The 23,166-nt window shown below is 51.3% G+C and carries 27 protein-coding genes; 3 read left to right on the top strand and 24 right to left on the bottom strand.

From position 1 onward, the window contains the following. Window positions 1-99: 99 nt before the first annotated feature. Entirely contained in the window at window positions 100-1,131 is a 1,032-nt protein-coding gene (locus tag UCI88_RS02005) for an IS30 family transposase (protein ID WP_256180407.1), read from the top strand. A gap of 37 nt (window positions 1,132-1,168) precedes the next feature. Here UCI88_RS02005 and UCI88_RS02000 read toward each other — a convergent pair whose 3' ends face one another. From UCI88_RS02000 to UCI88_RS01985, 4 genes are all read right to left on the bottom strand, one after another. Continuing rightward, a complete protein-coding gene (locus UCI88_RS02000) occupies window positions 1,169-2,506 on the bottom strand; it encodes an MFS transporter (RefSeq protein ID WP_044504923.1) in 1,338 nt (445 codons plus the stop codon). Window positions 2,507-2,585: 79 nt separating this feature from the next. Beyond that, complete coding sequence (locus UCI88_RS01995) at window positions 2,586-3,101, bottom strand: transcription repressor NadR (RefSeq protein ID WP_256180266.1); 516 nt, start codon at window positions 3,099-3,101, stop codon at window positions 2,586-2,588. Window positions 3,102-3,113: 12 nt separating this feature from the next. Then, on the bottom strand, window positions 3,114-3,626 hold the full coding sequence (locus tag UCI88_RS01990) for a hypothetical protein (RefSeq protein WP_044504925.1): 513 nt from the start codon (window positions 3,624-3,626) through the stop codon (window positions 3,114-3,116). Between the two features lie 151 nt (window positions 3,627-3,777). Then, the gene (locus UCI88_RS01985) at window positions 3,778-5,031 is read right to left on the bottom strand and encodes a diaminopimelate decarboxylase family protein (RefSeq protein WP_071822362.1); all 1,254 of its coding nucleotides are present in this window, start codon (window positions 5,029-5,031) and stop codon (window positions 3,778-3,780) included. A gap of 179 nt (window positions 5,032-5,210) precedes the next feature. On the opposite strand from UCI88_RS01985, the gene UCI88_RS01980 reads away from it, so the two are divergent. Next, window positions 5,211-6,134, top strand: coding sequence for a LysR family transcriptional regulator (locus tag UCI88_RS01980; protein ID WP_065360366.1), 924 nt, complete (start codon window positions 5,211-5,213; stop codon window positions 6,132-6,134). On the opposite strand, the gene UCI88_RS01975 is transcribed toward UCI88_RS01980, so the two are convergent. The 16 genes from UCI88_RS01975 to UCI88_RS01900 form a co-directional block, all read right to left on the bottom strand. After that, window positions 6,072-6,983 (bottom strand): AEC family transporter, encoded by a 912-nt coding sequence (locus UCI88_RS01975; RefSeq protein WP_044504927.1) that lies wholly within the window; start codon window positions 6,981-6,983, stop codon window positions 6,072-6,074. The genes UCI88_RS01980 and UCI88_RS01975 overlap by 63 nt on opposite strands. A gap of 3 nt (window positions 6,984-6,986) precedes the next feature. After that, window positions 6,987-7,568, bottom strand: a complete 582-nt coding sequence (gene yedF / locus UCI88_RS01970; RefSeq protein ID WP_044504928.1) for a sulfurtransferase-like selenium metabolism protein YedF — start codon at window positions 7,566-7,568, stop codon at window positions 6,987-6,989. Between the two features lie 103 nt (window positions 7,569-7,671). Further along, entirely contained in the window at window positions 7,672-8,622 is a 951-nt protein-coding gene (gene secF, locus UCI88_RS01965) for a protein translocase subunit SecF (RefSeq protein ID WP_044504930.1), read from the bottom strand. Next, window positions 8,619-9,854: a protein translocase subunit SecD gene (gene secD / locus UCI88_RS01960; RefSeq protein WP_044504932.1), complete on the bottom strand. Its 1,236-nt coding sequence runs from the start codon at window positions 9,852-9,854 to the stop codon at window positions 8,619-8,621. Before secD ends, secF begins: the two co-directional genes overlap by 4 nt. Before the next feature lie 47 nt (window positions 9,855-9,901). Next, window positions 9,902-10,468: a 5-formyltetrahydrofolate cyclo-ligase gene (locus tag UCI88_RS01955; protein ID WP_044504933.1), complete on the bottom strand. Its 567-nt coding sequence runs from the start codon at window positions 10,466-10,468 to the stop codon at window positions 9,902-9,904. Then, complete coding sequence (gene yajC / locus UCI88_RS01950) at window positions 10,458-10,844, bottom strand: preprotein translocase subunit YajC (protein WP_044504935.1); 387 nt, start codon at window positions 10,842-10,844, stop codon at window positions 10,458-10,460. Before yajC ends, UCI88_RS01955 begins: the two co-directional genes overlap by 11 nt. A 49-nt stretch (window positions 10,845-10,893) precedes the next feature. After that, window positions 10,894-12,000, bottom strand: a complete 1,107-nt coding sequence (tgt, locus tag UCI88_RS01945; RefSeq protein ID WP_044504938.1) for a tRNA guanosine(34) transglycosylase Tgt — start codon at window positions 11,998-12,000, stop codon at window positions 10,894-10,896. Window positions 12,001-12,010: 10 nt separating this feature from the next. Beyond that, window positions 12,011-13,030, bottom strand: coding sequence for a tRNA preQ1(34) S-adenosylmethionine ribosyltransferase-isomerase QueA (gene queA, locus UCI88_RS01940; RefSeq protein WP_256180265.1), 1,020 nt, complete (start codon window positions 13,028-13,030; stop codon window positions 12,011-12,013). A 25-nt stretch (window positions 13,031-13,055) separates the two neighbouring features. Beyond that, the gene (locus tag UCI88_RS01935) at window positions 13,056-14,399 is read right to left on the bottom strand and encodes a SpoIID/LytB domain-containing protein (RefSeq protein WP_256180264.1); all 1,344 of its coding nucleotides are present in this window, start codon (window positions 14,397-14,399) and stop codon (window positions 13,056-13,058) included. Between the two features lie 11 nt (window positions 14,400-14,410). Further along, a complete protein-coding gene (locus tag UCI88_RS01930; RefSeq protein ID WP_225069013.1) occupies window positions 14,411-14,626 on the bottom strand; it encodes a DUF2905 domain-containing protein in 216 nt (71 codons plus the stop codon). A gap of 11 nt (window positions 14,627-14,637) precedes the next feature. Then, window positions 14,638-15,642 carry a Holliday junction branch migration DNA helicase RuvB gene (gene ruvB, locus UCI88_RS01925; RefSeq protein WP_044504941.1) on the bottom strand — a complete coding sequence of 335 codons (1,005 nt, stop codon included), beginning with the start codon at window positions 15,640-15,642 and terminating at the stop codon, window positions 14,638-14,640. Between the two features lie 3 nt (window positions 15,643-15,645). After that, entirely contained in the window at window positions 15,646-16,251 is a 606-nt protein-coding gene (gene ruvA, locus UCI88_RS01920) for a Holliday junction branch migration protein RuvA (protein WP_044504943.1), read from the bottom strand. Beyond that, a complete protein-coding gene (gene ruvC / locus UCI88_RS01915) occupies window positions 16,248-16,748 on the bottom strand; it encodes a crossover junction endodeoxyribonuclease RuvC (protein WP_044504945.1) in 501 nt (166 codons plus the stop codon). The genes ruvA and ruvC overlap by 4 nt, the downstream gene beginning before the upstream one ends. 108 nt (window positions 16,749-16,856) lie before the next feature. After that, complete coding sequence (locus UCI88_RS01910) at window positions 16,857-17,276, bottom strand: SoxR reducing system RseC family protein (RefSeq protein ID WP_044504947.1); 420 nt, start codon at window positions 17,274-17,276, stop codon at window positions 16,857-16,859. A 77-nt stretch (window positions 17,277-17,353) separates the two neighbouring features. After that, a complete protein-coding gene (locus tag UCI88_RS01905; protein ID WP_256180263.1) occupies window positions 17,354-18,730 on the bottom strand; it encodes an MATE family efflux transporter in 1,377 nt (458 codons plus the stop codon). 85 nt (window positions 18,731-18,815) lie between these two features. Beyond that, the gene (locus UCI88_RS01900; RefSeq protein ID WP_256180262.1) at window positions 18,816-19,529 is read right to left on the bottom strand and encodes a flavodoxin; all 714 of its coding nucleotides are present in this window, start codon (window positions 19,527-19,529) and stop codon (window positions 18,816-18,818) included. A gap of 140 nt (window positions 19,530-19,669) precedes the next feature. Here UCI88_RS01900 and UCI88_RS01895 point away from each other — a divergent pair, with 140 nt between their 5' ends. Beyond that, the gene (locus tag UCI88_RS01895; protein WP_330023946.1) at window positions 19,670-20,341 is read left to right on the top strand and encodes a flavodoxin family protein; all 672 of its coding nucleotides are present in this window, start codon (window positions 19,670-19,672) and stop codon (window positions 20,339-20,341) included. 72 nt (window positions 20,342-20,413) lie between these two features. On the opposite strand, the gene UCI88_RS01890 is transcribed toward UCI88_RS01895, so the two are convergent. The 4 genes from UCI88_RS01890 to UCI88_RS01875 all read right to left on the bottom strand — a co-directional run bounded on the left by UCI88_RS01890 (window position 20,414) and on the right by UCI88_RS01875 (window position 23,040). Then, window positions 20,414-21,595 carry an iron-containing alcohol dehydrogenase gene (locus UCI88_RS01890; RefSeq protein ID WP_044504953.1) on the bottom strand — a complete coding sequence of 394 codons (1,182 nt, stop codon included), beginning with the start codon at window positions 21,593-21,595 and terminating at the stop codon, window positions 20,414-20,416. A 321-nt stretch (window positions 21,596-21,916) separates the two neighbouring features. Continuing rightward, window positions 21,917-22,219: a hypothetical protein gene (locus UCI88_RS01885; RefSeq protein WP_256180260.1), complete on the bottom strand. Its 303-nt coding sequence runs from the start codon at window positions 22,217-22,219 to the stop codon at window positions 21,917-21,919. A gap of 134 nt (window positions 22,220-22,353) precedes the next feature. Then, window positions 22,354-22,656, bottom strand: a complete 303-nt coding sequence (locus UCI88_RS01880; protein ID WP_256180258.1) for a hypothetical protein — start codon at window positions 22,654-22,656, stop codon at window positions 22,354-22,356. A 90-nt stretch (window positions 22,657-22,746) separates the two neighbouring features. Then, on the bottom strand, window positions 22,747-23,040 hold the full coding sequence (locus UCI88_RS01875) for a hypothetical protein (RefSeq protein WP_256180257.1): 294 nt from the start codon (window positions 23,038-23,040) through the stop codon (window positions 22,747-22,749). Window positions 23,041-23,166 lie beyond the last annotated feature (126 nt).

Raw genomic sequence — 23,166 nt, 5'->3', positions numbered from 1 at the left:
GGTTGATTGTATAATGAATTCGGACATATAAAAAAAGACATAAACGGAGATCTCTGTTATGATAGATTCACCACAAAACACCATTAGGAGGTCTCCGCCATGTCTCATGTCCATTCTACCATATCTAAACGCTCTTTTAAACACCTTACGCCCACCCAGCGAGGACAAATTCAAGCTCTATTGGAACAAAAAGTCGCTAAAACTCAAATCGCCCAGCAATTGGGAATCGCCCGCTCCACCCTCTATTATGAAATCAAACGAGGTACTGCAGAACAAGTTAATTCATACGGTAAAACATACTATCGCTACTTTGCCGATACGGGGCAGTTAGTGTATGAACAGCGGCGCAAACATTCCCGCCATCCTTTTAAAGCAGCGCTCGTCCAACCCTTTCTCCAATATGTGACAGAGCAAATCAAAAAGCATCACCTGTCCCCGGATGCAGCTCGAGGAAGAGCGATCCGAAACAAGCTGTTTCCTCACGTCGTCTCGACTAAAACGCTGTACAACTATATCAATCTGCAATTAATTCCGGTTAAGAATATAGACTTGCCGTTACGGGTACGACTTCGCACCACTCGACACCAGGTCCGTCAACATCGCCGGCTTATAGGCAGCAGTATCGAGCTGCGAAGCGACTCCGTGAATGCCCGCAAGGAGTTTGGACACTGGGAAATCGATACCATCGTAAATGCCCGGAACCAAGGTCCGGCCCTGTTAGTGTTGGACGAACGAATGACCCGAAAACGGCATATCGTAAAAATCGCAAGTAAGACAGCCGCTGCGGTAAAGCAGGGACTGCAGCAGGTACTGGCCCTGTATCCCAAGACAGAACAGCCTCTGTTTAAATCCATTACATCGGATAATGGCAGCGAATTTGCTCAATTGGCAACCGACTTCCCAGACATCCAATGCTATTATGCACACCCATATTCGTCTTTCGAACGAGGGACCAATGAAAAGCAGAACAGTCTTGTCCGACGGTTTATCCCCCAAGGAAGCGATTTAGCGAAAGTGTCTTCTCAAACCATTGCGATGATTGAACGCTGGATCAATGAACTGCCTCGAAAAATCTTTGCTTACGAAGATGCTGAATCTAAATTTCAGGCCGAATTGTCTCGAGTGTCCTAATTGGTATTGCAATTAACCCTTTTTTACAAAATTTACATCACTTGGCATCGGCAAATTGTTCAGTCATGCTCTCTAAGTTCTTTTGCTTGCTTTCCATGCCCAGGCCCATGACGACGACGGCAATGGCGATGAAGACGAAGGCAAACATATAGAAGACACCACCGAAATCAAAGTGCTGCCCCAAGAGCACACCGACCATGACCGGGGCCGCCATGCCGCCAAAGCGTCCAAACCCGGCAGCCCAGCCGCTTCCGAGAGCCCGAATGGCCGTCGGATACTGTTCCGGCGTATAGGTATAGAGCACGCCCCAGGCACCGAGGTTAAAGAAGGACATGACAGCGCCCCAGATCATGAGCATCGAAGCCGTCGAAGCGTGGCCGAAGAAATAGCTGGCAACGCCGCTGAATAAGAGGAACGACGACAAGGTATACTTGCGCCCGATTTTGTCGACCAGCCAGGCGGCACAGTAATAGCCCGGAAGCTGGGCCAAGGTCATGACCAGGACGTATTCAAAGGTCTTGACGACCGTGAATCCCTGCTGGAAAACGAGGGACGGCAACCACATGAAAATACCGTAGTAGCTGAAGTTAATGCCGAACCAAACCAGCCACAGCATGACCGTCCGTGAGATAAAGGGCTTTTTCCACAATTCATGGAACGAAGCCTTGGTTACAGTCGGCATCCGTTCATCGGCATCGGAAAAAGGTGCGACGGGCACATGCAGCGTTTTTTCGATGGAAACGACGATATTCCGCGCTTCCGCTACGCGGCCGTGAGCCAGGAGATAACGGACCGATTCCGGCATATGAAGGCGAATGAGGCAGACATACAGCGCCGGCAGGGCACCGATCAAGAAAGCCATGCGCCAGCCATAGACGGGAATGAAGAAATAGGCGATGCAGGCAGCGGCAATCCAGCCGAGGCCCCAAAAGCTTTCCAAGAGGACGATGAACCGGCCGCGCACCCGCGACGGAGCATATTCAGAGACCAACGTCGCCGCCACGGGCAATTCCCCGCCAAGGCCGAAGCCTACGAGAAAGCGAAAAATGAGCAGCGATTCATAACTCCAGGATAATGCACAGAAAGCCGAAGCAATGCTATAAATCAATACCGTAATCGTAAAGACTTTCTTGCGGCCCATGCGGTCGGCAGCCGTACCGGATACGACGGCGCCAAGGGCCATACCGATGAGTCCGATGCTGCCGATGAGGCCCATCTGCCCCGGGGCCAATCCCCATTCTTTAGCAAGGACGGGCAGGATAAAGGCGATGAGCCCTGTATCCATGGAATCAAAAAGCCAGCCCAAACCGGTGACCAAGAGTAGTTTATAGTGGAACCTGCCTACAGGCAGGGCTTCCAACCGGTCTAACAACATGAGATGTTTCCTCCTATCTGTACAACTGTCATGACACATAATTTGACATGACATCATTGTAGCATATGGAAGGAAAAAGTCAATCGCCGTATAAGACCTTTAAGTCATGCAAAGCCTTATGAATAGCATCGAGTTCTTCTTCCGTCTTGGCTTCGACCAAATGCGTATGAATGCCGCCGCTGATGGTGCTCAGCAATTCGGCCTTAGAGTCTTTCATCCGCTTGATGTACTGCTGGACGTCGCGGCGAGAATGAAGATTCAAGGTCCCTTCCAAATTGCCGTAGACCTCGTGTTCGACGACGACGTTGTGGACGATGCCCCCGTTGTCAACGATGGCTTCGAGCTCGGCTTCCATCAAATCCATACCGTGGCAGCAGACGAAGACCCGCGTACAGCCCTTCTTTAACGGTGTAACCAGCTGATAGCCCCGGGGCGTTGAAATGATGCCGACCCCTTGGGCACGCAAAAGGGCGACGTCGCCGACGATGATTTGGCGGCTGACGCTGCAGGCCTTAGCTAAGGCCGTACCGGTAACGGCAGCCGTCGATTCGTGCAGCATCTGAAGGATTTGTTCTCTCCGCTGTGTATTGTCCATGAAAATTCCCTCCTAAATATCTTTATATACCTGCTGTCCCCGTACAGGGATATCGAGCAGCATGGCAATGCCCCTTCCCCACAACAAACCCGTACAGAGTCCCGGTGCAAAGCCCAGTACTTCATTAAAGAACCAGGAGTGCGTAATGAAAGAAAAATGGTAGCCCACGAACTGGAAGGAGGCAAATACGATGCAGATGATCAGATAGGCCGGCATGGCCTTCTTCATCGGCGGGCATTGGAGGCGCCGCCGTTCCCTGCAGTAGGTCAGTTCCGGCAGGCCTTTTTTAACCCACAATCCGATTCCCATGCCTAAGAAAAATCCCATGAGGAAGCAGAGGATCGTTAAAAAAGGATATTCTGAATAGTAGTATAATACAACAGCCGACCAAATGGCAATCAGCCATGCCGGACCGGAGAAATACCACACGCGGCACGTTCGTTTCTTTTTAAAGTAAAAGCCATAGGCAATCATGGCCACAGCCATGCAAAGCTGGGTCCCGGTCAATATATCATAAGCCCCCATCAGCCAAGATGCCTCCTTTCTCCCTATTCAGATGAATGACGGTATGTTATATCTGTATTATACTCGATAAAGATTAAAAATATATTAAAATTTAAAATAAATTGAAAAAAAATCCCCCTTACAGTATGTAAGGAGGATGATTTACTTTCATTTATAAGTTTGAAAAGTCGATAGTCGCAAAGAGGTCATCTAACGTTTCCGCCCGGCGGATCTGAGTCACCGTTCCATCGGCATGAAGGAGGAGTTCGGCCGAGCGAAGCTTGCCGTTGTAATTAAAGCCCATGGAGTGGCCGTGAGCCCCCGTGTCATGGATGACCAGGATGTCGCCGTCTTCGATTTCCGGCAGGCTGCGGTCGACGGCGAATTTATCGCAGTTTTCGCAGAGCGAGCCGACGACGTCATAGACGTGATCCTTGGGAGCGTCTTCCTTGCCCATGACCGACAGGTAGTGGTAGGAGCCGTACATGCCGGGACGCATGAGGTTGGCCATGCTGGCATCGACGCCGATATATTCCTTCCAAATATGTTTGTGATGGATAGCCGTCGTGACCAAGTAGCCGTAAGGACCGGTGATGGCACGGCCGCATTCGAAGGAAAGGCGGCATTTGCCGAGGCCTCTCGGAACCATGATGGCTTCAAAATACTGTTTGATGCCGGCACTCAATTCATCGTAATCGATGAACGATTCTTCCGGACGGTACGGAAGGCCGATGCCGCCGCCAAAATCGAGGAATTCGATATCGATGCCGAGGAGTTCCTGTACTTCCGCAGCCAATTCAAACATCATCTTGGCCGTATGAATGAGGCCCGTTACCTGGAGTTCATTGGATACGACCATGGTGTGCAAGCCGAAGTGGGATACGCCTTTTTCTTTCAGGATGCGGAAGGCGTCGAAAATCTGTTCACGGGTCATACCGTATTTGGCTTCTTCCGGCGTACCGATGATATCGTTGCCGCCCTGAAGGAGGGGGCCCGGATTATAACGGGCGCAAATCCAATCCGGCAAAGGACCGCGCTGTTCCATGAAGTCAATCATGGAAATGTCGTCGAGGTTGATCAAAGCACCGAGTTCCATGGCTCTTTTAAATTCTTCATAAGGCGTGTCATTGGAAGAAAAGACGATATCATGGCCGGTAATGCCAACTTTGTCACATAGTTCCAATTCTGCCATGGAGCTGCAGTCAGCACCGACGCCTTCTTTCTGCAAGAGACGCATGAGATACGGATTCGGTGCAGCCTTAACGGCAAAATACTCTTTGAAATCATGGGCCCAATCAAAAGCCTTTATCAATTTTCGAACGTTATCGACAATGGCTTTTTCATCATAAATATGAAAAGGTGTCGGGTACTTGGCAATGATAGAACGAATCTGTTCTTCATTAAAGGGGACAGTTTTCTTGTTCATCTGATTCAGCTCCAATTTCTTATAATACAGCAAGATGCATAATCTAAACTACAAAACAAACTTGCATTTCATTGTTTCTCTACAATGATTATTATATAATACAAAGAGATAATTTGTGAAATAGATTATTTCAATTCATTCCATTCGATAATCAAATTGCAAGAAAAGGAGGTCCGGCTATGGATACGACGACACTCCGGACATTCATTGCCCTGGCACAAATAAAGAACTTTACGAAAACGGCGCAGCAGCTCTTCGTCGCCCAGTCGACGGTAACCAACCGCATCCGCGACTTGGAGATGGAACTGGGCGTCCCCCTCTTCATCCGCAGCCACAAACAGGTCGACCTGACGGCGTCGGGTCAAAAATTCCTCGATTATGCCCAACGCTTCGTCTCTCTCGAACTGACGGCCCTTCAGGATATCCAGTCCTCGCCGACGTACGCCCAAAAAGTAAACATCGGTACGACCAATACGATTTACGAAAGCCACCTTCAGCGCCGCATCCGCAGCTACTTAAAGAAGCAGAAAGACGTCTCTCTCCATGTCACTATCAGCCATACGGCCGACATGATGCGCCAGCTCCAAGAAGGGACCCTCGACGCCATCTTTTCCTTCAGTGCTATGTTCAAAAGCGGCTTCGTCTGCCAGCCCTACCGGACCGACTCATTGGTCCTGGTCTGTAAGGAATCCGATACCTCGTACGCCAAGGGCATCTATAAGGATGATCTGCAAAAAATCGATTACTTATTCTGTAACTTCGCCCTCCAAGGCGTCGGCCTCTACATACAGGACCTCTTTCCGCGCCATCACCGCTTCCCCTTAGAAATCGACAACAGCACTAAGCTCCCGCAGTACGTCGCCGAAGGCATCGGCTATACCTTTTTGCCGAAAAGCCTCATCGAAGACGACTTAGCCTCCAAGCGGCTGCGGGCCATTCCCCTCCTCGATTTCGAACCGCCAAAGGTCGACAGCTACTACATCACCCGCAGTCCGTCGACGGTACCGGCGGCCTTAGAAGAAGAGCTCTTGGCCGATCGGTCATATCGTTTCCAAGACGACGATGAGCGTCGACATGACGACGATGGAAATGAGGATATATAACGAACTGATGCAGGCCGCCACTTCGATCTTTAACTTCAATTTCGCCGTATAGTAGCAGGCCATGCCGGCAACCGGGGCAAAGACCAGGACCATGAGGACCCGCTTGATGTCCATGGAATAGTCGAGGCCGACATAAATAAAGGCAGCAAAGACGACAGAGATCAATAGGCGCAGACCTACATCCGTATAGATGAGGTGCAGGTATTCCTTCTTTAAGGACAAGCCCAGGGCAACGCCGATCATCAGCATCGACAAGAAGGTATTGGCCGAAGCCGGCACCTTGACCCAGTCAATGACCACTTGGGGCAGAGAGAGGCCCCCCAAAGCCAGGATAAGCATCAGGATGTAGGACAGGACCGGCAGGGATGAAAAGATCGTCTTGGCCAAGATATAAAAGATATTATCCCCTTTTGCCCCACGGACGTAGCGGGCCAGGCCATAACCGCCGCCGAGACACATGAGGGAGTTGCCGGCGTCAAAGATGCAGACGATGAGGACCGCCGCACTGTCGAAGAAATACGATACGAAGGGCAGGGCAAAATTGCCGATATTATAGCCGTTCATATTGAGCATATAAAAGGCCTTTTCGCTTTTCGTCCGCCCGACACCATAGCCAAGGCCGACCATAAGCAGGTTGAAGACGATGGCCAGGAGGCTGATGAAAAGGTAATGCACCTCGAAGTGGATGCCGTTCAGGTTGGCAATGATGACCGACGGCAGGGTTATATTAAAGACAATCGTCGATATGGTATGAAAAGTGCTGCGCCCAAAGAGGCGCAGCTGCTTTAAAATATATCCGCAAAGAATGAACGACACGAGAATGGCCGCTTTTATGATCGTCTGTTCCATCGCTTACGGTTTGACGATGCGATTGGCCGTACGCATCATTTCAACAATGCGGAACATGTTGGTAATAGAGCCGACGGCGACCTTATCGGTCAGGCCATAGTAGTTGAGGCAGGCCCCGCAGGCGTAGACTTCAACGCCTTCTTCTTCAAGATGCTTCAAATCTTCGAGGGACTCGGAATCTTCCGTGACCAGGGATACGCCGCCGTTGTAGCAGATAATCTGCTTGGGCAGTACGTCCTGTTCAGTCAGGGTATAAATAAAAGTCTTCAAGAGGTTCTTGCCGAGCGTATCGTCGCCGAGACCCATGACAGGCGCATTGAGGACGACGATATAATCAGAACCCGATACAGCCGGTGCGTCTTCAACAGGAGCGGCCCCTTCTTTGACCAAAGTGACCGTATAATGGGTATCCGATTCCTTAGTCATCGTATAGGCACAATTCATCTGTTCTGATAAGTTTTTGAGATTTTCCGTTGCGATTTCATTATCGACGGTAATTTCAATGGCATCATGATCCTTCAAAGCCTTATGGGCTTCAATGACCGGTAAAGGGCAGGCTTTGCCCAGTGCATCGATTTTAAACATCCTAATTCCTCCTCAAGGGCTTCTTTCTTCAAGGAAGGAGTCCTTTGTCAAATGAAAAAAGGCTGTTCCATGAAGGCAAAACTCCATGGGACATCCCTTATTTTTATCCTTTTTGCGTTTCCGCAGCTTCTTCGTCTTCTTCCGATTCATCGTCAGAAGATTTCAGGCCGCGCCGGTTCGACGTATGATTCTTCCATACGACCCAGATCGACGTATCGACACAGATGGACGAGTAAGCCCCGCTGATAAAGCCGATGAGCATGACCAGGGAGAAGTTCTTTGTCGATTCGCCGCCGAAGAAATGGAGGGCGCCGCAGGCAAAGAGAACCGTCGACAAGGTGTAGATACTGCGGTGGATACTCTGAGAAATACTGTCATGCGCCAGTTTTTCATAAGAGTCGGTCCGCCGGTGAGTCCGCGTGTTTTCACGGACGCGGTCAAAGATGACGACGGCTTCGTTCATGGAATAGCCAACGACGGTCAAGATGGCCGCTAAGAAGGTGGCGTCGATTTCCAAATGGAAGAAAGAGAAAACGCCTAAGACCATGATCAAATCGTGTACGATGGAAATAAGGGCCGAAATGGCGATCTTATACTCGAAGCGGAAGGAAATATAGGCCGCTAAGGCAATGAAGGCCACAGCCAGGCTGGTAACGGCATTTTTCGTGACTTCCGAGCCGATGACGGCACCGACCGATTCGGTCCGTTTGACTTCGGCACCGCCCAAAGAGGTGCTCAATTTTTCGGACACGGCCTTGGTTTCGTCACTGGACAGGTTGCGCATGCGCAGCATGACGTCTGTCGACGAATCCTGGTCGGTAACGCCGGTCAGCTGGATGACCGTATTGCCCAGGTCCATATTCGATTGATCGATGACCTGACGAACTTCCGAAACACTGACGGCCTTATTGAACTGCATGTCGAGGATGGTACCGCCGGTATAATCGATACCGAAGTTAAATCCATTGATAAAGATAGAAATCAGGCTGGCAAGGACCAGGACAGACGATAAGATGAACCACCACGTGCGATGTTTGATAATATCAAAACTCATTTCTGTCCCCCCTTTTTCAGCATATGTTCAGGCGGTTTACGGTTTAACCCGTAGAACCAGGGATTGGTGATCAATCCCGTATTGATGAACCAGGTCAGGAGCGAACGGCTGACGACGATAGCCGTGAACATGCTGACGACCAGGCCCAAGGCCAAGTTGACGGCAAAGCCCTTGACCGTGCCGCTGCCCATGACGATGAGGACGATGGCAGCGATCATGACCGATACGTTGGCGTCGAGGATGGTATTGAAAGCCCGGCGGAAGCCGGCTTCCATCGACGTTCGCAATGTCTTGCCGACCAAGACTTCTTCTTTAAATCGTTCAAAGATGAGGATGTTGGCATCGACGGCGAAACCCATAGACAGGATAACACCGGCAATCCCCGGCAAGGTCAGCGTCGCATCGAGGTACTTCAAAATACCCAGCAGGATGAGGACGTATACCAAGAGGGCGATATTGGCTACGATACCGGACATACGGTAAATGACGATTAAAAAGACCATAATCAACAGGATGCCGATGGCAAAAGCCTTTTCACTCTTGAGCTTCGAGTCAAGGCCCAGGCTCGGACCAATGGTGCGGACTTCCATGACTTTCAATTTAACAGGCAGGGCGCCCGAACGAAGGAGGATGGCTAAATTCTTGGCATCTTCCAAAGTCTGGCTGCCGGTGATGACGGCCTTGCCGCCCGTAATCGGTTCGTTGACGACGGGGTTGGTCAAGAGTTCGCCGTCGAGGTAGATACCGATTTTATGGCCTACATTCGATGCCGTAAGGTCAGCGAATTTTTTAGCCCCTTCATCGGTAAATTCAATGCCGACGACGTTTTTATGACCCTGGTCGATTTGTTCTTTTGCCGTTTTCAAATCGCTCCCGGTCATCCGCGTCGTTCCGCTTTCATCTTTAAACTCCATGACCGCCGTTTTCCCGATTGTTTCGATGGCTTTTTCCGGATTTTTTTCACCCGGCAGTTCGACGATGATTCGCCGAGCCCCTTCTTTCTGAACAAGCGGTTCGGTCAGGCCCATTTCATTGATACGGCGTTCGACGATGGTGACGGCACGGCTCAAGGAGTCTTCCGTAACCGGTGCATCCGGCGTATCTTCAGCTTCCAAGACGATATGCGTACCGCCCTGTAAGTCCAGGCCCTGTTTAATGGAGTTGGCAAGCGGATTGATCAAAGTAACAAAGGCTGCCACGATGATGATGACGGCCCCAAAAAATTTTATCATGTTACGAGTCCGCAACGATACTCCCCCCTCTGGGTAAATCTATGGTTTTATTGGTGAAGCACGAGATGGCGTTTATCCGTGACGATTTCAGTCATGATGACGTCGTGAGCTTCCATGGGAACTTCCGGAACGATCTGAACGTCCCAAGCTGCAGCAATGGCAGCTGCCTCCCCTTTCCCACTGAGGAAACGGTCGTAATAAGCCGCGCCGTGGCCTAAGCGGCCGCCTTTTTCATCAAAGGCAAGGCCCGGGACCAAGATGACATCGAGGTCAGACGCCGCAATGTGCAGACTGTCCTCGGGCGCCGTGCGGATGCCGTAGGCTCCGACGACAGCCTGTTCCAAACCTTCGAGGCGGGCTGCTTCGATGTCGGTCCGACTGACGCAGACCGGAACGTAGACCTCTTTCCCATCCGCAATGGCCTGTGCCATCAAGGCGTCGAGGCTGACTTCATCAGGCATATTGAGAAAGGCCATGATGCGCCGTGCCCGGGCATAGGCCGGGTGGGCCATAATCCGGGCACAGACAGCCGCACTGGCCGAATTCTTTTCGGCTTCCGTCAAACGATGGAGGCGGTCATACATGGCGCTGCGCAGTTCCTTTTTACTGAGCATCTTTCTGGTTTTCGTCAGCCGGCTGGGCTGCTTCTGCTTTGACGTCATTGTTTGCTTCAACAACTTCCGGCTTTTCGGCCTTCTTGGCAGCCTTCTTGCCTTCACTGCCCTTGCTCAGGACCTGAGCGACAGCTGCGCGGGTAACGCGGATTTCGACCTTATCGGCTACGCGGATAACGAGGTAATCGTCGTGCAAAGACACGATGGTCCCCATGACGCCGCCGACGGTGACGATTTTAGCACCGGGTTTCAGGCTGTCCAGCATTTCCTGCCGTCTCTTCTGCTGTTTCTTCTGCGGCCGCCACAGCAGAAAATAAAAAATGACGACCATGAGGATTATGGGCCAAAAAGCAGTAAGCTGTTCAGTCATATCCATGTCAAACACCTCCATCAATTAAAAAAATATTTTTTATGTGCAAGCGCCTTTACGCGTCTTGATACCTTTTCCAAAAATCCCGGCGGAACTCGCGGAACGTCCCGTCGAAGATCGACTGGCGCATATCCCGCATGAACTGCAGCAGGAAGTAGAGATTGTGAATACTGACCAAGCGGTATGCCAGGAGTTCTTCCGCCTTGAAGAGGTGGCGGATATAGGCCCGCGAATAGTTGCGGCACGTATAACACTGGCAGCCCTCTTCAATGGGATGAAAATCATGAGCATACTTGGCGTTGCGCACGGTCAGCCGCCCTTCATGGGTCATAGCCATGCCGTTGCGGGCCACGCGGGTCGGGAAGACGCAGTCGAACATGTCGACGCCGCGGGCGACGCCTTCAAGAAGACAATCGGGAGTCCCGACGCCCATCAGATAACGGGCCTTGGTCTTGGGCAGGTAGGGCGTTGTATTCTCTAATATATCATACATTATATCCTTAGATTCGCCAACACTCAAGCCGCCGATGCCGTAGCCGTCAAAATCCATGTCGACCAGATCGCGGCAGCTCTGCTGACGAAGATCCTTGTACATCCCGCCCTGAACGATGCCGAAGAGCCCCTGTGTATCGCTGTGATGATGGTCGAGGCAGCGCTTGGCCCAGCGGCTGGTCCGTTCCGTCGAGAGTTTGGTGTATTCATAATCGGACGGATAGGGGATGCATTCGTCAAAGGCCATGGCAATATCGGAATCGAGGGCCATCTGAATGTCCATCGACACTTCCGGCGACAAGAATTTTTTCGAGCCGTCCAAGTGGGAACGGAAGGTGACCCCCTCTTCGGTTATTTTGCGCATCTGACCGAGGCTGAAGACCTGAAAGCCGCCGCTGTCGGTTAAGATGGCCTGCTTCCAGTTCATGAACTTATGAAGTCCCCCCGCTTCTTGAACCAGGTCATGGCCCGGACGGAGGAACAGATGATACGTATTGCTGAGAATGACTTGAGCCCCCATGTCATAGAGCTCTTCCGGCGTCAGCGTCTTGACCGTCGCCTGCGTACCGACAGGCATGAACATGGGCGTCTTGAACGTACCGTGAGGCGTACGCAGGATTCCGGCACGGGCGCCGTCGCATTCGGCCTGTTGTTCGTAGGTAATAACCATAGATTCCTCCCTAATGAATGAACATGGCATCGCCAAAACTGAAGAAACGGTATTTTTCCTTGACCGCCGTTTCATAGGCTTTCAAGATTTTTTCCCGCGTCGACAAGGCACTGATGAGCATGAGCAGTGTCGATTCAGGAAGATGGAAATTGGTGACCAGGGCATCGACGATGTGGAAGGTAAAGCCCGGATAGATGAAGATATTGGTCCAGCCGGAACCGGCCTTCAAGGTCCCCGTCGTACCGGCGCTTTCAAGGGTCCGGATACTGGTCGTACCGACGGCAATGACCCGCCGGCCTTCGGCCTTGGCCTTGTTGATCGTCGCTGCCGCTTCTTCCGTAATGCTGTAAAATTCGCTGTGCATTTCGTGATCTTCAATGTTTTCTTCTTCGACAGGCCGGAAGGTCCCGAGTCCGACGTGGAGGGTGATGAAGACTTCTTCTACGCCCTTATCGCGGATTTTCTGCAGCAAGTCTTCCGTAAAGTGAAGGCCGGCCGTCGGCGCTGCCGCCGAGCCGCGTTCATTGGCATAGACCGTCTGATACTGATTGGGGTCTTCTATCTTTTCGTGGATATACGGCGGAAGGGGCATTTCCCCGATGGAATCGATGATATCGTCGAAATTGCCGTCGTAGGAGAATTTGATGATACGGCCGCCAAAATCGGTCCGATCTTCGACCGTCCCCGTAAGGCCTTCGGCAAATTCAAGGGTCGTTCCCGGCAAGGCCTTCTTCCCCGGTTTTACCAGGACTTCCCAGCGGTCGTCGCCGACGGGAGTCAACAGCAGGACTTCTACCTTGCCGCCCGTCGGGATCCGTTTCCCGTAAATCCGGGCCGGAATGACGCGGGAATCGTTAAAGACCAAGACGTCGCCTTCATGGAGTTCATCGACGAGGTCATAAAAGTATTTATGGGCTACATCGCCGCTCTTTCTATCATACAGCATGAGCCGGGCATGATCCCGCGGTTCTGCCGGATGCTGGGCGATGAGTTCTTTCGGTAAATCGTAATAAAAATCTGTCAGTTTCACAATAAGACCTTCCTCTTTTAATGCATTAATAGAGCTTTTTTATTTCCGTTCCCGTATAATAATGGGTTAAAATCTTGCGGTAGTAATCTCTTTCTCCGGCGTGCTCCTGAGCCATCTGGTAAGCCCCGTACTGGCTCATTCCCAGGCCGTGGCCCCAGCCGAAACCGTAAATCGTCAAAGGCTGTCCCGCTTTGACCGTAAAGTCGCGCTTGCGGGCGACCTTCCCCGTGTCGGGATCCGGTGCCGTACCCTTGCCGCTGTAAAAATCAAAGAGGGTGCTGCGCAGACCGAAAATCGATTGGAATGCCAACCCCTTTACGGTGACATTGCCCTTGGTACCATGGATGATCAGCGACTGGACCCGACCGGAAACACCGCGGTCGGATTCGGTCATGGGCCTTTTTGCCAAGGGCGACAAGGTAATCGACTTGATTTTCCCTACGCCCTTTCCGGCAGCGGCCAGCTTAGTTTCCATCTTTTCCGGCGTCGTCGTTACGGCCCAGCGATAGCCCGGCATCTTATTGCTGGTATCGCTGACGCCCCGCAGGTAGGGGATGTAGGTTCCCCACACATTTTCACTGTTTTCGGTCCAGCCGCCGGCCGTCGAGAAGAAGAAGGCATCGATGGGCTTTCCCTGATAGGTCAGGATTTCGCCCTTAGTCGCATTGACCGCCTTGATGACTGCCGGCGATTCACCGCCGACACCGGCATAGACCTGACTCGACGTATCGTCGGTCAAATCGAAGCCGCGCTGACTGAAACGGCGCTTATGGGCAATGGCGTAGGTCCGGGCGGCGACGGCCTGAGCCTTGAGGGCTTCTTCACTCCACGACGGCGACATTTCTTTGCCGACGACGCCGTAGAGGTACTGTTCGACGGGAAGAACATTGACGACGGTAATCCCCCAGCGTCCGGGAGACTTCATCAATTCCAGGTCACCGCGGTAGGTATAGCCGTCGGTAATCTTAACCACGCCGTCTTTCCCCAAGGAGCGAACGCGAAGGCTTCCCTTGCCGGCCGTTCCGTTAAGGGCCAAATCCGATCCCGACAGGGTCACCGTAACCGGCACATTGGCTGCCGACTTCTTCCAAAGAGAATTCCCGCGATAAATGCCGAGCCCTTGAGGGCTCGTAAGGGATACGCGCCCCTGCCCTTCGCGGATACCGATGCGTACCGTATCGGTACTTTCCTCAACAGGCTGCGGCACAGTCGTTTTGGACGACCGGACAGATTTTGTCTGAACCGTCTTTACAGGCTGGCGCGAAACCGTTTTTTTATCTTTAGCAGAGGCTGCCCAGGCACTGGTCGTAAGGAGTGTGCAGACGGCAGCCACCGTACAAATAAAAGCCAATCGACTTCGTTTATTCATAAAAACGCACCTCATAAACGAAAGAATAGATTCAATACAATCGTCAAGATGACGCTGATAATGATACAGGTTACGATGGGAAAGGAAAAGGACGTATTCCCTCTGGTAAAGGAAATATCGCCGGGCAAATGGCCCAAAAACTTTCCGATTCCCAAGGCATCACCGGCCATCCAGATGAGGCCGGCAAGGATGAAAAAGACGCCGATCATGAGCAATAATTTTCCCATGCTGTCCCTCCTCATTCCCCTGTCGGCACGGGCAGACCCAAATGCCGATAGGCAGCATCGGTAACGACGCGGCCCCGGGGAGTGCGATTCAAAAAGCCCTGCTGCATCAAGAAGGGCTCGTATACGTCTTCTACGGCATCGACGGACTCGCTGATGGCAGCGGCAATCGTATCGAGGCCGACGGGGCCGCCGCCGAATTTTTCGATGATGACCTGCAGAACCTTGCGGTCCGTCCGGTCGAGACCACACGAATCGACTTCCAGTCGATTGAGGGCATGATTGGCAAGGTCAGCCGTAATCGTCTCGACGTCGGCGACCTGGGCAAAGTCACGAACGCGCTTCAACAGGCGATTGGCAATACGCGGCGTTCCCCGCGAACGGCGGGCGATCTCAAAGGCCCCGTCGTCGTCGATATTCATGGCTAAAATATCAGCTGTCCGCTTGATGATGAGCACCAAGTCTTCGGGCTTATAAAATTCCAGGCGGCAGATGACGCCGAAGCGGTCGCGAAGAGGCGGCGCCAAGCGGCCCACCTGAGTCGTCGCCCCGACCAAGGTAAAGGGCGGCAGATCGATGCGCACCGATCGGGCACTGGGGCCCTTGCCGATGACGATATCCAGGGCATAGTCTTCCATGGCTGCATAGAGGACTTCTTCGACGCTGTGAGACAGGCGGTGGATTTCGTCGATGAACAACAGATCCCGTTCCTGCAAATTGGTCAATAAGGCCGCCAAATCGCCGGGACGCTCGATAGCCGGTCCCGACGTGATGCGCAGGTTGACGCCGAGTTCATTGGCGACGATGCCGGCCATGGTCGTCTTGCCGAGACCTGGAGGTCCGTACAAGAGGACGTGGTCTAAGGCTTCCTTGCGAAGCTTGGCGGCTTTTATAAAGATCTCTAAATTTTCTTTGGCCTTGGTCTGACCGATATATTCTCGAAAGTAATGGGGCCGCAGACTGTACTGCCAGGAATCACCGGGCAAATCTGCAGTCTCGATGACGCGATTTTCTCCCATGTCTTACCTCCCGCTCCCTAAGGACTTCAAGGTCGCTCTCAACAGGTCTTCTACGGACTTGCATTCCCCTGCATGAGCTTCTGCTACGGGCAGGACTTCCTGCTCGCTGTAACCGAGGCCGGTGAGGGCCGAAACTGTTTCAGCCACCATGCCCGAAAGGCCTGTCGGTGCCGATGAAGCCCCCGTTTCAGCCGCAGGAGCCGTTCCTTCGAGACCAATCTTATCCTGCAATTCCAAGACAATCCGTTCGGCCGTCTTCTTGCCGATGCCGGGCATCTTGGTCAGGCTCTTAATATCCTTCTGATGGACGGCAAGGCGGAAGCCGTCGGCCTTATCGGCACTCAAAATGCCAAGAGCTACTTTGGGACCGACGCCGTTGACGCCGATGAGGAGCATAAAGAGATCGTATTCGTCCTGAGTGGCAAAGCCATAGAGGAGAATGGCGTCTTCGCGGACGCTCATATAGGTATAAAGCAAGGCCTCTTGACCGACGATCAGCGTGTCCAGCGTCGAAGCCGGCGCATAGGTCCGATAGCCGACGCCGTGGACGTCGATAAAGCAGGAATTCGAAAAAATATGGCTGACAACGCCTTTTACATAACCGATCATAACTGTACCTTCCGTTTCAGACTCATGGAGTGACTGGAATAAATGGCATAGATAGCCATGGCCAGGCCATCGGCAGCATCGTCGGGCTTGATTTTCTGACGGATGCCTAAGAGGCGCATGGTCATATCGATGACTTGTTCCTTTGTCGCCCGGCCGTAGCCGGTAACCCCCTGCTTAACCTGCAGAGGAGAAAACTCCAGAATCGGGATGCCCGCCTGCTGAGCCGTCAGCAAAATGACGCCGCGGGCTTGTCCGACCGTAATAGCCGTCGTAACGTTGCGATTGAAGAAAAGCTGTTCGACGCCGATGAGGTCGGGCTGATATTTCCGATAAAGTTCATTGAGGCCGTCAAAGAGCATGACCAGACGTTCTGCATCGCTCGATTTCGATGGCGTCTGAATCGTTCCATACGTCACCGGTTTCAACCGGCTGCCGTCACTGTCGACGACGCCAAAACCGCAGATAGCCGTCCCCGGATCGATTCCCATGGCACGCATCTTTCAAACCTCCTATCATAACAGACTAGTGTTTATTATAACACGAAACCAGGGGACTGGTACAGACCGGTCCCCTGGTTTTTACGCAAATAAAACATTATACAGTTTCTATTTTTCATCCTCATCGTCTCTGACAATGCTGATAATCGTGGCCTTCGTATCAATGATACGTCCCAGCACGTTGTCATAGGTCCGAAGGATAACCGCAGAAATAGCTGCGCCGATGGCAGCACCAATCAAGGCACCGACTTCATTGCTGTTGACAAAATATCCGAGCACTGCAGCAGCCAGGATCAAGAAGACCGGTACGATGAAGCAGACGAAAGCTCCGGAAATGAGATGGGAGTCATCGACTTGGTAACGAACGCGGTCGCCTTCATCGGCGCCGAGGTAGTTGTAAGCTACAATCTTAACGTGATCTGCCGCCGCACAAGCACTGCAGGCGACATAAAGAGAGTCGCGGCTAACCCTCACTTTGGCTAAGCCATTTTCTTTGATTTCTTCAATGAAACCTTCACCAATACGCATGGTTTACGCCCCCTTTAAAACAATAACTAATAATAATTCTTTGTTACAATTCATTATATCATATAATCGGGGATTCATCAAGCTTCGCGATGGGCAAAACCGGCTACGATATGCTTACGGCACATATTATAGACGACGGCCAAAACGATGACCGTAAACAGCCAGCTGACCGGATAGGTCGCCATGAGGACCGAAAAGTCAGGACGAGCGGCAAAGGCCGTGTAAAGCCAGACGATTCGGACGCCGCAGATTCCGATGAGGGCCACGATGGCCGGCGGCAGAGAATAACCGTAGCCGCGAAGGGAGCCGGACAGGATGTCGACCATGCCGTTCAGGTAAAACGTACCGAGAACGAAGAACAATCTCGTCGTCCCCAGGGCGACGACAGCCGCATCGTCGTTGAACAAACCGACGAGTTCCGGTGAAAAGAAGAGGATGAGGGCTGTAACGACAAAGAGGAAGGCCGCTTCAACGCCAAAGGTAACTTTCGTAATGCGGAAGCAGCGGCGCAGGTTGCGGGCCCCGTAGTTCTGGCCGATAAAGGTCGTCGTCGCCTGACTAAAGCCATTGACGAAGCAGTACGTATTGGCTTCAATGATAAAGCCTGCCGCCGAAGCAGCCATAGCTTCCGTTCCCAGGCTGTTGATGGCCGACTGGATGAGTACGTTGGACAAGGCAAAAATCATGCCCTGGATCCCGGCCGGCAGACCGATGCGAATAATGCGGCTCAATTCATCTTTAGAAAAATGAAGGTCCCGCAAATTGACGCGAATCCGATCCGTCGTCCGACAGAGCAATACCAAGAGAATCAGCGAATTTGCGGCATAGGCAATGACCGTCGCCCAGGCGATACCGACGACACCGAAATCAAAGACCGCAACCGACAGGAAGCCCAGGATAATATTGATGCCGTTGGCAATGACCAAGCTGTAAAGGGGCGTCTTACTGTCGCCGCAGCTGCGGAAAATAGCCGCTTCAAAATTATACAGCGATAGAAAAGGCAAGCCTAATAAAAAGATGCGCAAATAGCTTTCGGCCATATCATAGACGTCAAGGGGCACTTCCAAAATGAGGAAAGCCGGATAGACGATGAATTCGCCGATGAGGGTCAATAATACGCCCAGTGCTACCGACAAAATGATGGCCGTCTGTACCGTCTGGGACACTTTTTCGTCGTGTTTAGCCCCGAGATACTGGGCGATGGTCACGTTAGCTCCCAGGGAAATCCCCATGAGCAGCATGACCATCATGCCGATGACGGGCATATTGTTGCCGACAGCCGCCATGGCGCTTTTCCCGACAAAATGACCTAATAAAAAGACGTCAGCACTGTTAAAGAGCTGTTCAAATAATCCCATGAGTCCGATCGGCATGGCAAACAGAAAGAGTTTGTCGGCAATCGATCCGTTCAGCATGTCGATGCCGCGCCGCTGGTTCTCTCGTTTATTTTCCATATATACACCTTATTCCTTCATTATATATTCATGACAGAGTCCAAGGCCAGACGGCGTTAACGCCGCCCCCTTGTCCGCAATATTTTTAATATCCTAATTCACTCAGCCAGGACAGGACTTTATCCTTAGCACTGCCGACGTCACCGGCTGCAGTGCCGTACGCCTTCGTTTCGACATCGGCTCCCTTTTCGATGGACTGGACGTGTTCGACCGTATCGCCCAATCCGCTGCTGCCATAGGTTCCGAAGAGGATGATCTTTTTACCGCTCAAATCGTGGCTTTCCAGGAAGGTATAGACCGGCATAGGCAGATCTCCCCACCAAATCGGATAGCCTAAGAAAATCGTGTCATACTGACTGAGGTCACCGAAATTATCCTGAATGGCCGGACGGGCATTTTCCCCCTGTTCCATCTTAGCCTGAGCCGTATGGGCACTGTAATCGGTCGGATAAGCCTTGATCGGTACGATACGGAAGACGTCAGCCCCGGTCTTTTCAGCAATGACTCGGCCCAAATACTGCGTGCTCCCTTCCAAGGCATTCATGTCGCTGCTGTCAGGAGAAGAAAAATAAATGACGGCCCGACGGCTGTCCGTATGCTGTCCTTCTTTCTGATCCGATGCAGCGCCCTTGATGGATGCACTGGCATCGGCATCGACCTTAGGTTTTGCCGCCGTCTGCGACGTCTGTTCCGTAGCCCCGGATTGGCCGTCAGCCTGAGTGCGGACACTGCTGCAGGCCGATAAGCTAACAGCCATAAAGGCGGCTGCCAAGATAGCTACGATGTTTTTTTTCGTCATGATAATTCCCCCTATTTATACAGTAACGACAAGATACGCGGAGATTCAGCCCCCGCCATGCATTAAATCGATAGGTTTCCTCTTGAATAAATCTATATAACGCGATATAATGATATAACATTTAAAAGAAAGGATGATGAATGATGAAAATTATGGCCTTTAACGGCAGTCCCCGCCGCAATGGCAACACGGCAAAACTATTGAAAGAAGCCCTGCGGGGAGCCGCAGCTTCTGGAGCCGACACAGAATACGTCGACCTCTATTCCTTGAATTACAAAGGCTGTATCAGTTGTTTTTACTGTAAGCGAAAAGACAAGGACCACGGCACGTGCATCGTAAAAGACGACTTGTCGCCTTTCCTCACGAAGGCTAAAGAAGCAGATGCCCTCCTCTTCGGCTCGCCCATCTACTTTATGAGCCTCACGTCCGGCATGCATGCCTTTTTAGAACGGCTCTTCTTCTCAAACTATATTTACAGCGCAGAAATCCCGTCCGTCTTCGGCAAAAAGATTCCATCAGCCTTTATCTACACCATGAACGTCACGGAAGAACAGGCGAAAGAATTCCACCTGCCCCAAAACGTAGAAGCCCAGGAAGACTTCGCCCACCGCATCCTCGGCATTCCGCCGAAGACCCTTTGGGCCTACGATACGCTGCAGTTCAACGATTACTCGAAATATGAATCGTCGGTCTTCTCGGAAAGCGACAAAAAAGCCTACCAAGAAAAAGCCTACCAAGAAAAAGCCGGCCCCATCTGTCTGAAAGAGGCCTATGAAATAGGCCAAAGTCTGGTACAAGACACAACGAAGTGAAGACGTCCAGAAAGGGTTCGCATGAAACAATCATGCGAACCCTTTTTTAATCTATCATACGGATCGTACTTGTTATGCCTTTCGATTCAGGCTGGCTTTGAAAATATCAATGAGCTCCTGGCGGTCAAGCTTTTTATAGCCGCCACGAAGAATCATGGTGACGTCGGCAATGCCGTCGAGCATCGATTCGTCAGCACCCAGATCCTTAATGGACAAGACGACGCCGATTTCCTTCATCCAGTCTTCCATCCGGTCGAGGCCTTCGCGGGCAATCTGTTCATCCGTTTTGCCTTCAGGCTGTACACCCCATACATTTTCAGCAAAGCGTTTAAACTTCGGCAGGCCGTACGGAAGGATATAGCGGTAATACGGCAGGGAAACGGCGGACAAGGTCATGCCGTGCGTTGCATTGGTATAGCCGCCGACAGCCTGGCCCATCATATGGACCATCCAGTCACCGGGCTTGCCGCAGGACAAGAGCGTATTCAAGGCCCACGTAGCCGACCACATGATATTGCTGCGGGCTTCATAATCCTGAGCATCCTTGACGGCAATGCGGCTGGAGTGGATGACTGAACGGAGCAGGCCTTCGCTGAGGTAATCACTGGTCACATCGTCGGTGCCGGAGAAATACTGTTCACAGATATGGCTGAAGATATCGAACATACCGGCCTTCATCTGATAATCCGGTACGGTCATGGTATACCGCGGATTCAGGATGGAGAATTTCGGCATGACGTCGGAGCTGGCGAAAACATGGCCGATTTTCTGCTTCGTTTCACTGTTGGTAATGACCGAGCCGGCGTTCATTTCCGAGCCCGTGCCGGCCATAGTGAGCACACAGCCGAGGGGAACGATAGGACAGGTCGGTTCTTCAAAGCGGATAAAGTATTTATCCCAGGGATCTTCGTCGCAATGGACCGAAACGGCTACGGCCTTCGTGTAGTCACAGACAGAACCGCCGCCGACGGCCAAGAGGAAATCCGCCTGATGGCTGCGGGCAATTTCAATACCTTCGTATAACTTTTCAAGCGTCGGATTGGGCATAACCCCGGAAATTTCAGCGACCTTCTTACCATTTTTCTGCAAAATATCCAGAATATCTTGGTAGACGCCGTTCTTTTTAATGGAACCGCCGCCATAGACCAGAACGACATTTTCGCCGTAGTTCGGCAATTCCTTATTTAAAAATTCTAAGGACTCGTCCCCAAAATAAAGCTTCGTCGGATTGTGGTAAGCAAAATTTCCTAACATCGTTGTTTCCTCCTTTGTACCTTACGAAAAACCATAAGTTATCCTCAATAAGGAGCATCATTTCTACGGCACAAACAGCCTGATGCTGTATATCAAAACCAAGGGCTGAGCCTGATGGTTATAATAAATTCAAAGGTGCACCCTAACTGTACACTATCTGTTATTAATTGTCAAAAGCTGGAGCGGCATCGAAGTCACGATTTTCACTGTACTGAACGGAATCGACACTCTTTGATTTATCTCCTTCTACATAAAAACCAAGGGCTTTGCCAAATGGTTGGAATTTTCTTAATCTATCTACACATCGTTGTTGCGATGTTATTAGTTGTTGTCGAAAGCAGAAGCTGCGACGTAGTCACGATTTTCGCTGTACTGTACGGAATCGACGCTCTTTACAGCTGCCGGTACGCTCAGGTTAATCGCGGCGTCATAATCACGGTTTTCACTGTAGCCGCGGAAGTCAGCTGTCTTGCTAACAGCCGGTACACTCAGATTGACAGCGGCCTGATAGTCGCCGTTTTCACTGAACTGTACAGAATCGGCCGAAACGAAGGCAGCACCTCCGGCCAAGGACATGGTCAATACCATAGCCGATAATACTTGTTTAAACATATTCTTCATCATAATCTATCTCCTTCTATATAAAAACCATTGTCATGCACATGGTTGGAATTTTCTGAATCTATCTGTAACTCGCTATTACGAGATGAAGTGATTGAAATGTCTTCGTCAATCAAGAAAGTCTTACTGTAAATCGATTAGTTGTTGTCAAAAGCCGAAGCTGCAACGTAGTCACGATTTTCGCTGTACTGGACGGAATCGATGCTCTTTACAGCTGCCGGTACGCTCAGGTTAATGGCGGCATTATAATCTCTGTTTTCGCTGTAACCGCGAATATCATCACTCTTAGAAACAGCCGGTACACTTAAATTGACAGCGGCCTGATAGTCACCGTTTTCACTGAACTGTACGGAATCGGCCGAAACGAAGGCGGCACCGCCGGCCAGGGACATGGTCAATACGGCTGCCGATAATACTTGTTTAAAAAGGTTCTTTTTCATAATGGGGTCTCTCCTTCTATATAAAAACCATTGGATTTTCCAAGAGTCGGAATTTTCTAAATTTATAACGAATCGATTTATGCGGTTTCGTTAGGCGTTGAAAGCCGATGCTGCAACGGAATCACCGTTGTCGCTGTAACCGCGGACTGCTACGATGTTGGCTGCCGGTGCATCCAAGTTGATGACGGCCTGGTGGTCGTTATGTTCACTGTAGACTCGGCTGGCAACTACCGGCGTCGAGGCCGGTGCCGTTTCAACAACAGCAGCTTTATAATCACCGTTGTCACTGTACTGGATGGAATCGGCCGAAACGAAGGCTGCGCCTGCCAGGCCCATGGTCAATACGACTGCCGATAATACTTGTTTAAAAAGGTTCTTTTTCATGATAGTGTCTCTCCTTCTATATAAAAACCATCGTCATATACATGGTCAGAATTTTCTAAATTTATAATGTATCGTTTTATGTAATCTCGTTAGGCATTGAAAGCCGATGCTGCGACGGAATCACCG

The sequence above is a fragment of the Megasphaera massiliensis genome, from assembly GCF_036305205.1.
Taxonomy (GTDB): Bacteria; Bacillota; Negativicutes; order Veillonellales; family Megasphaeraceae; genus Megasphaera; species Megasphaera massiliensis.
The sequence above is the reverse complement of the archived record's forward strand: the minus strand, read 5'-3'. Positions and strand labels throughout refer to the sequence as shown.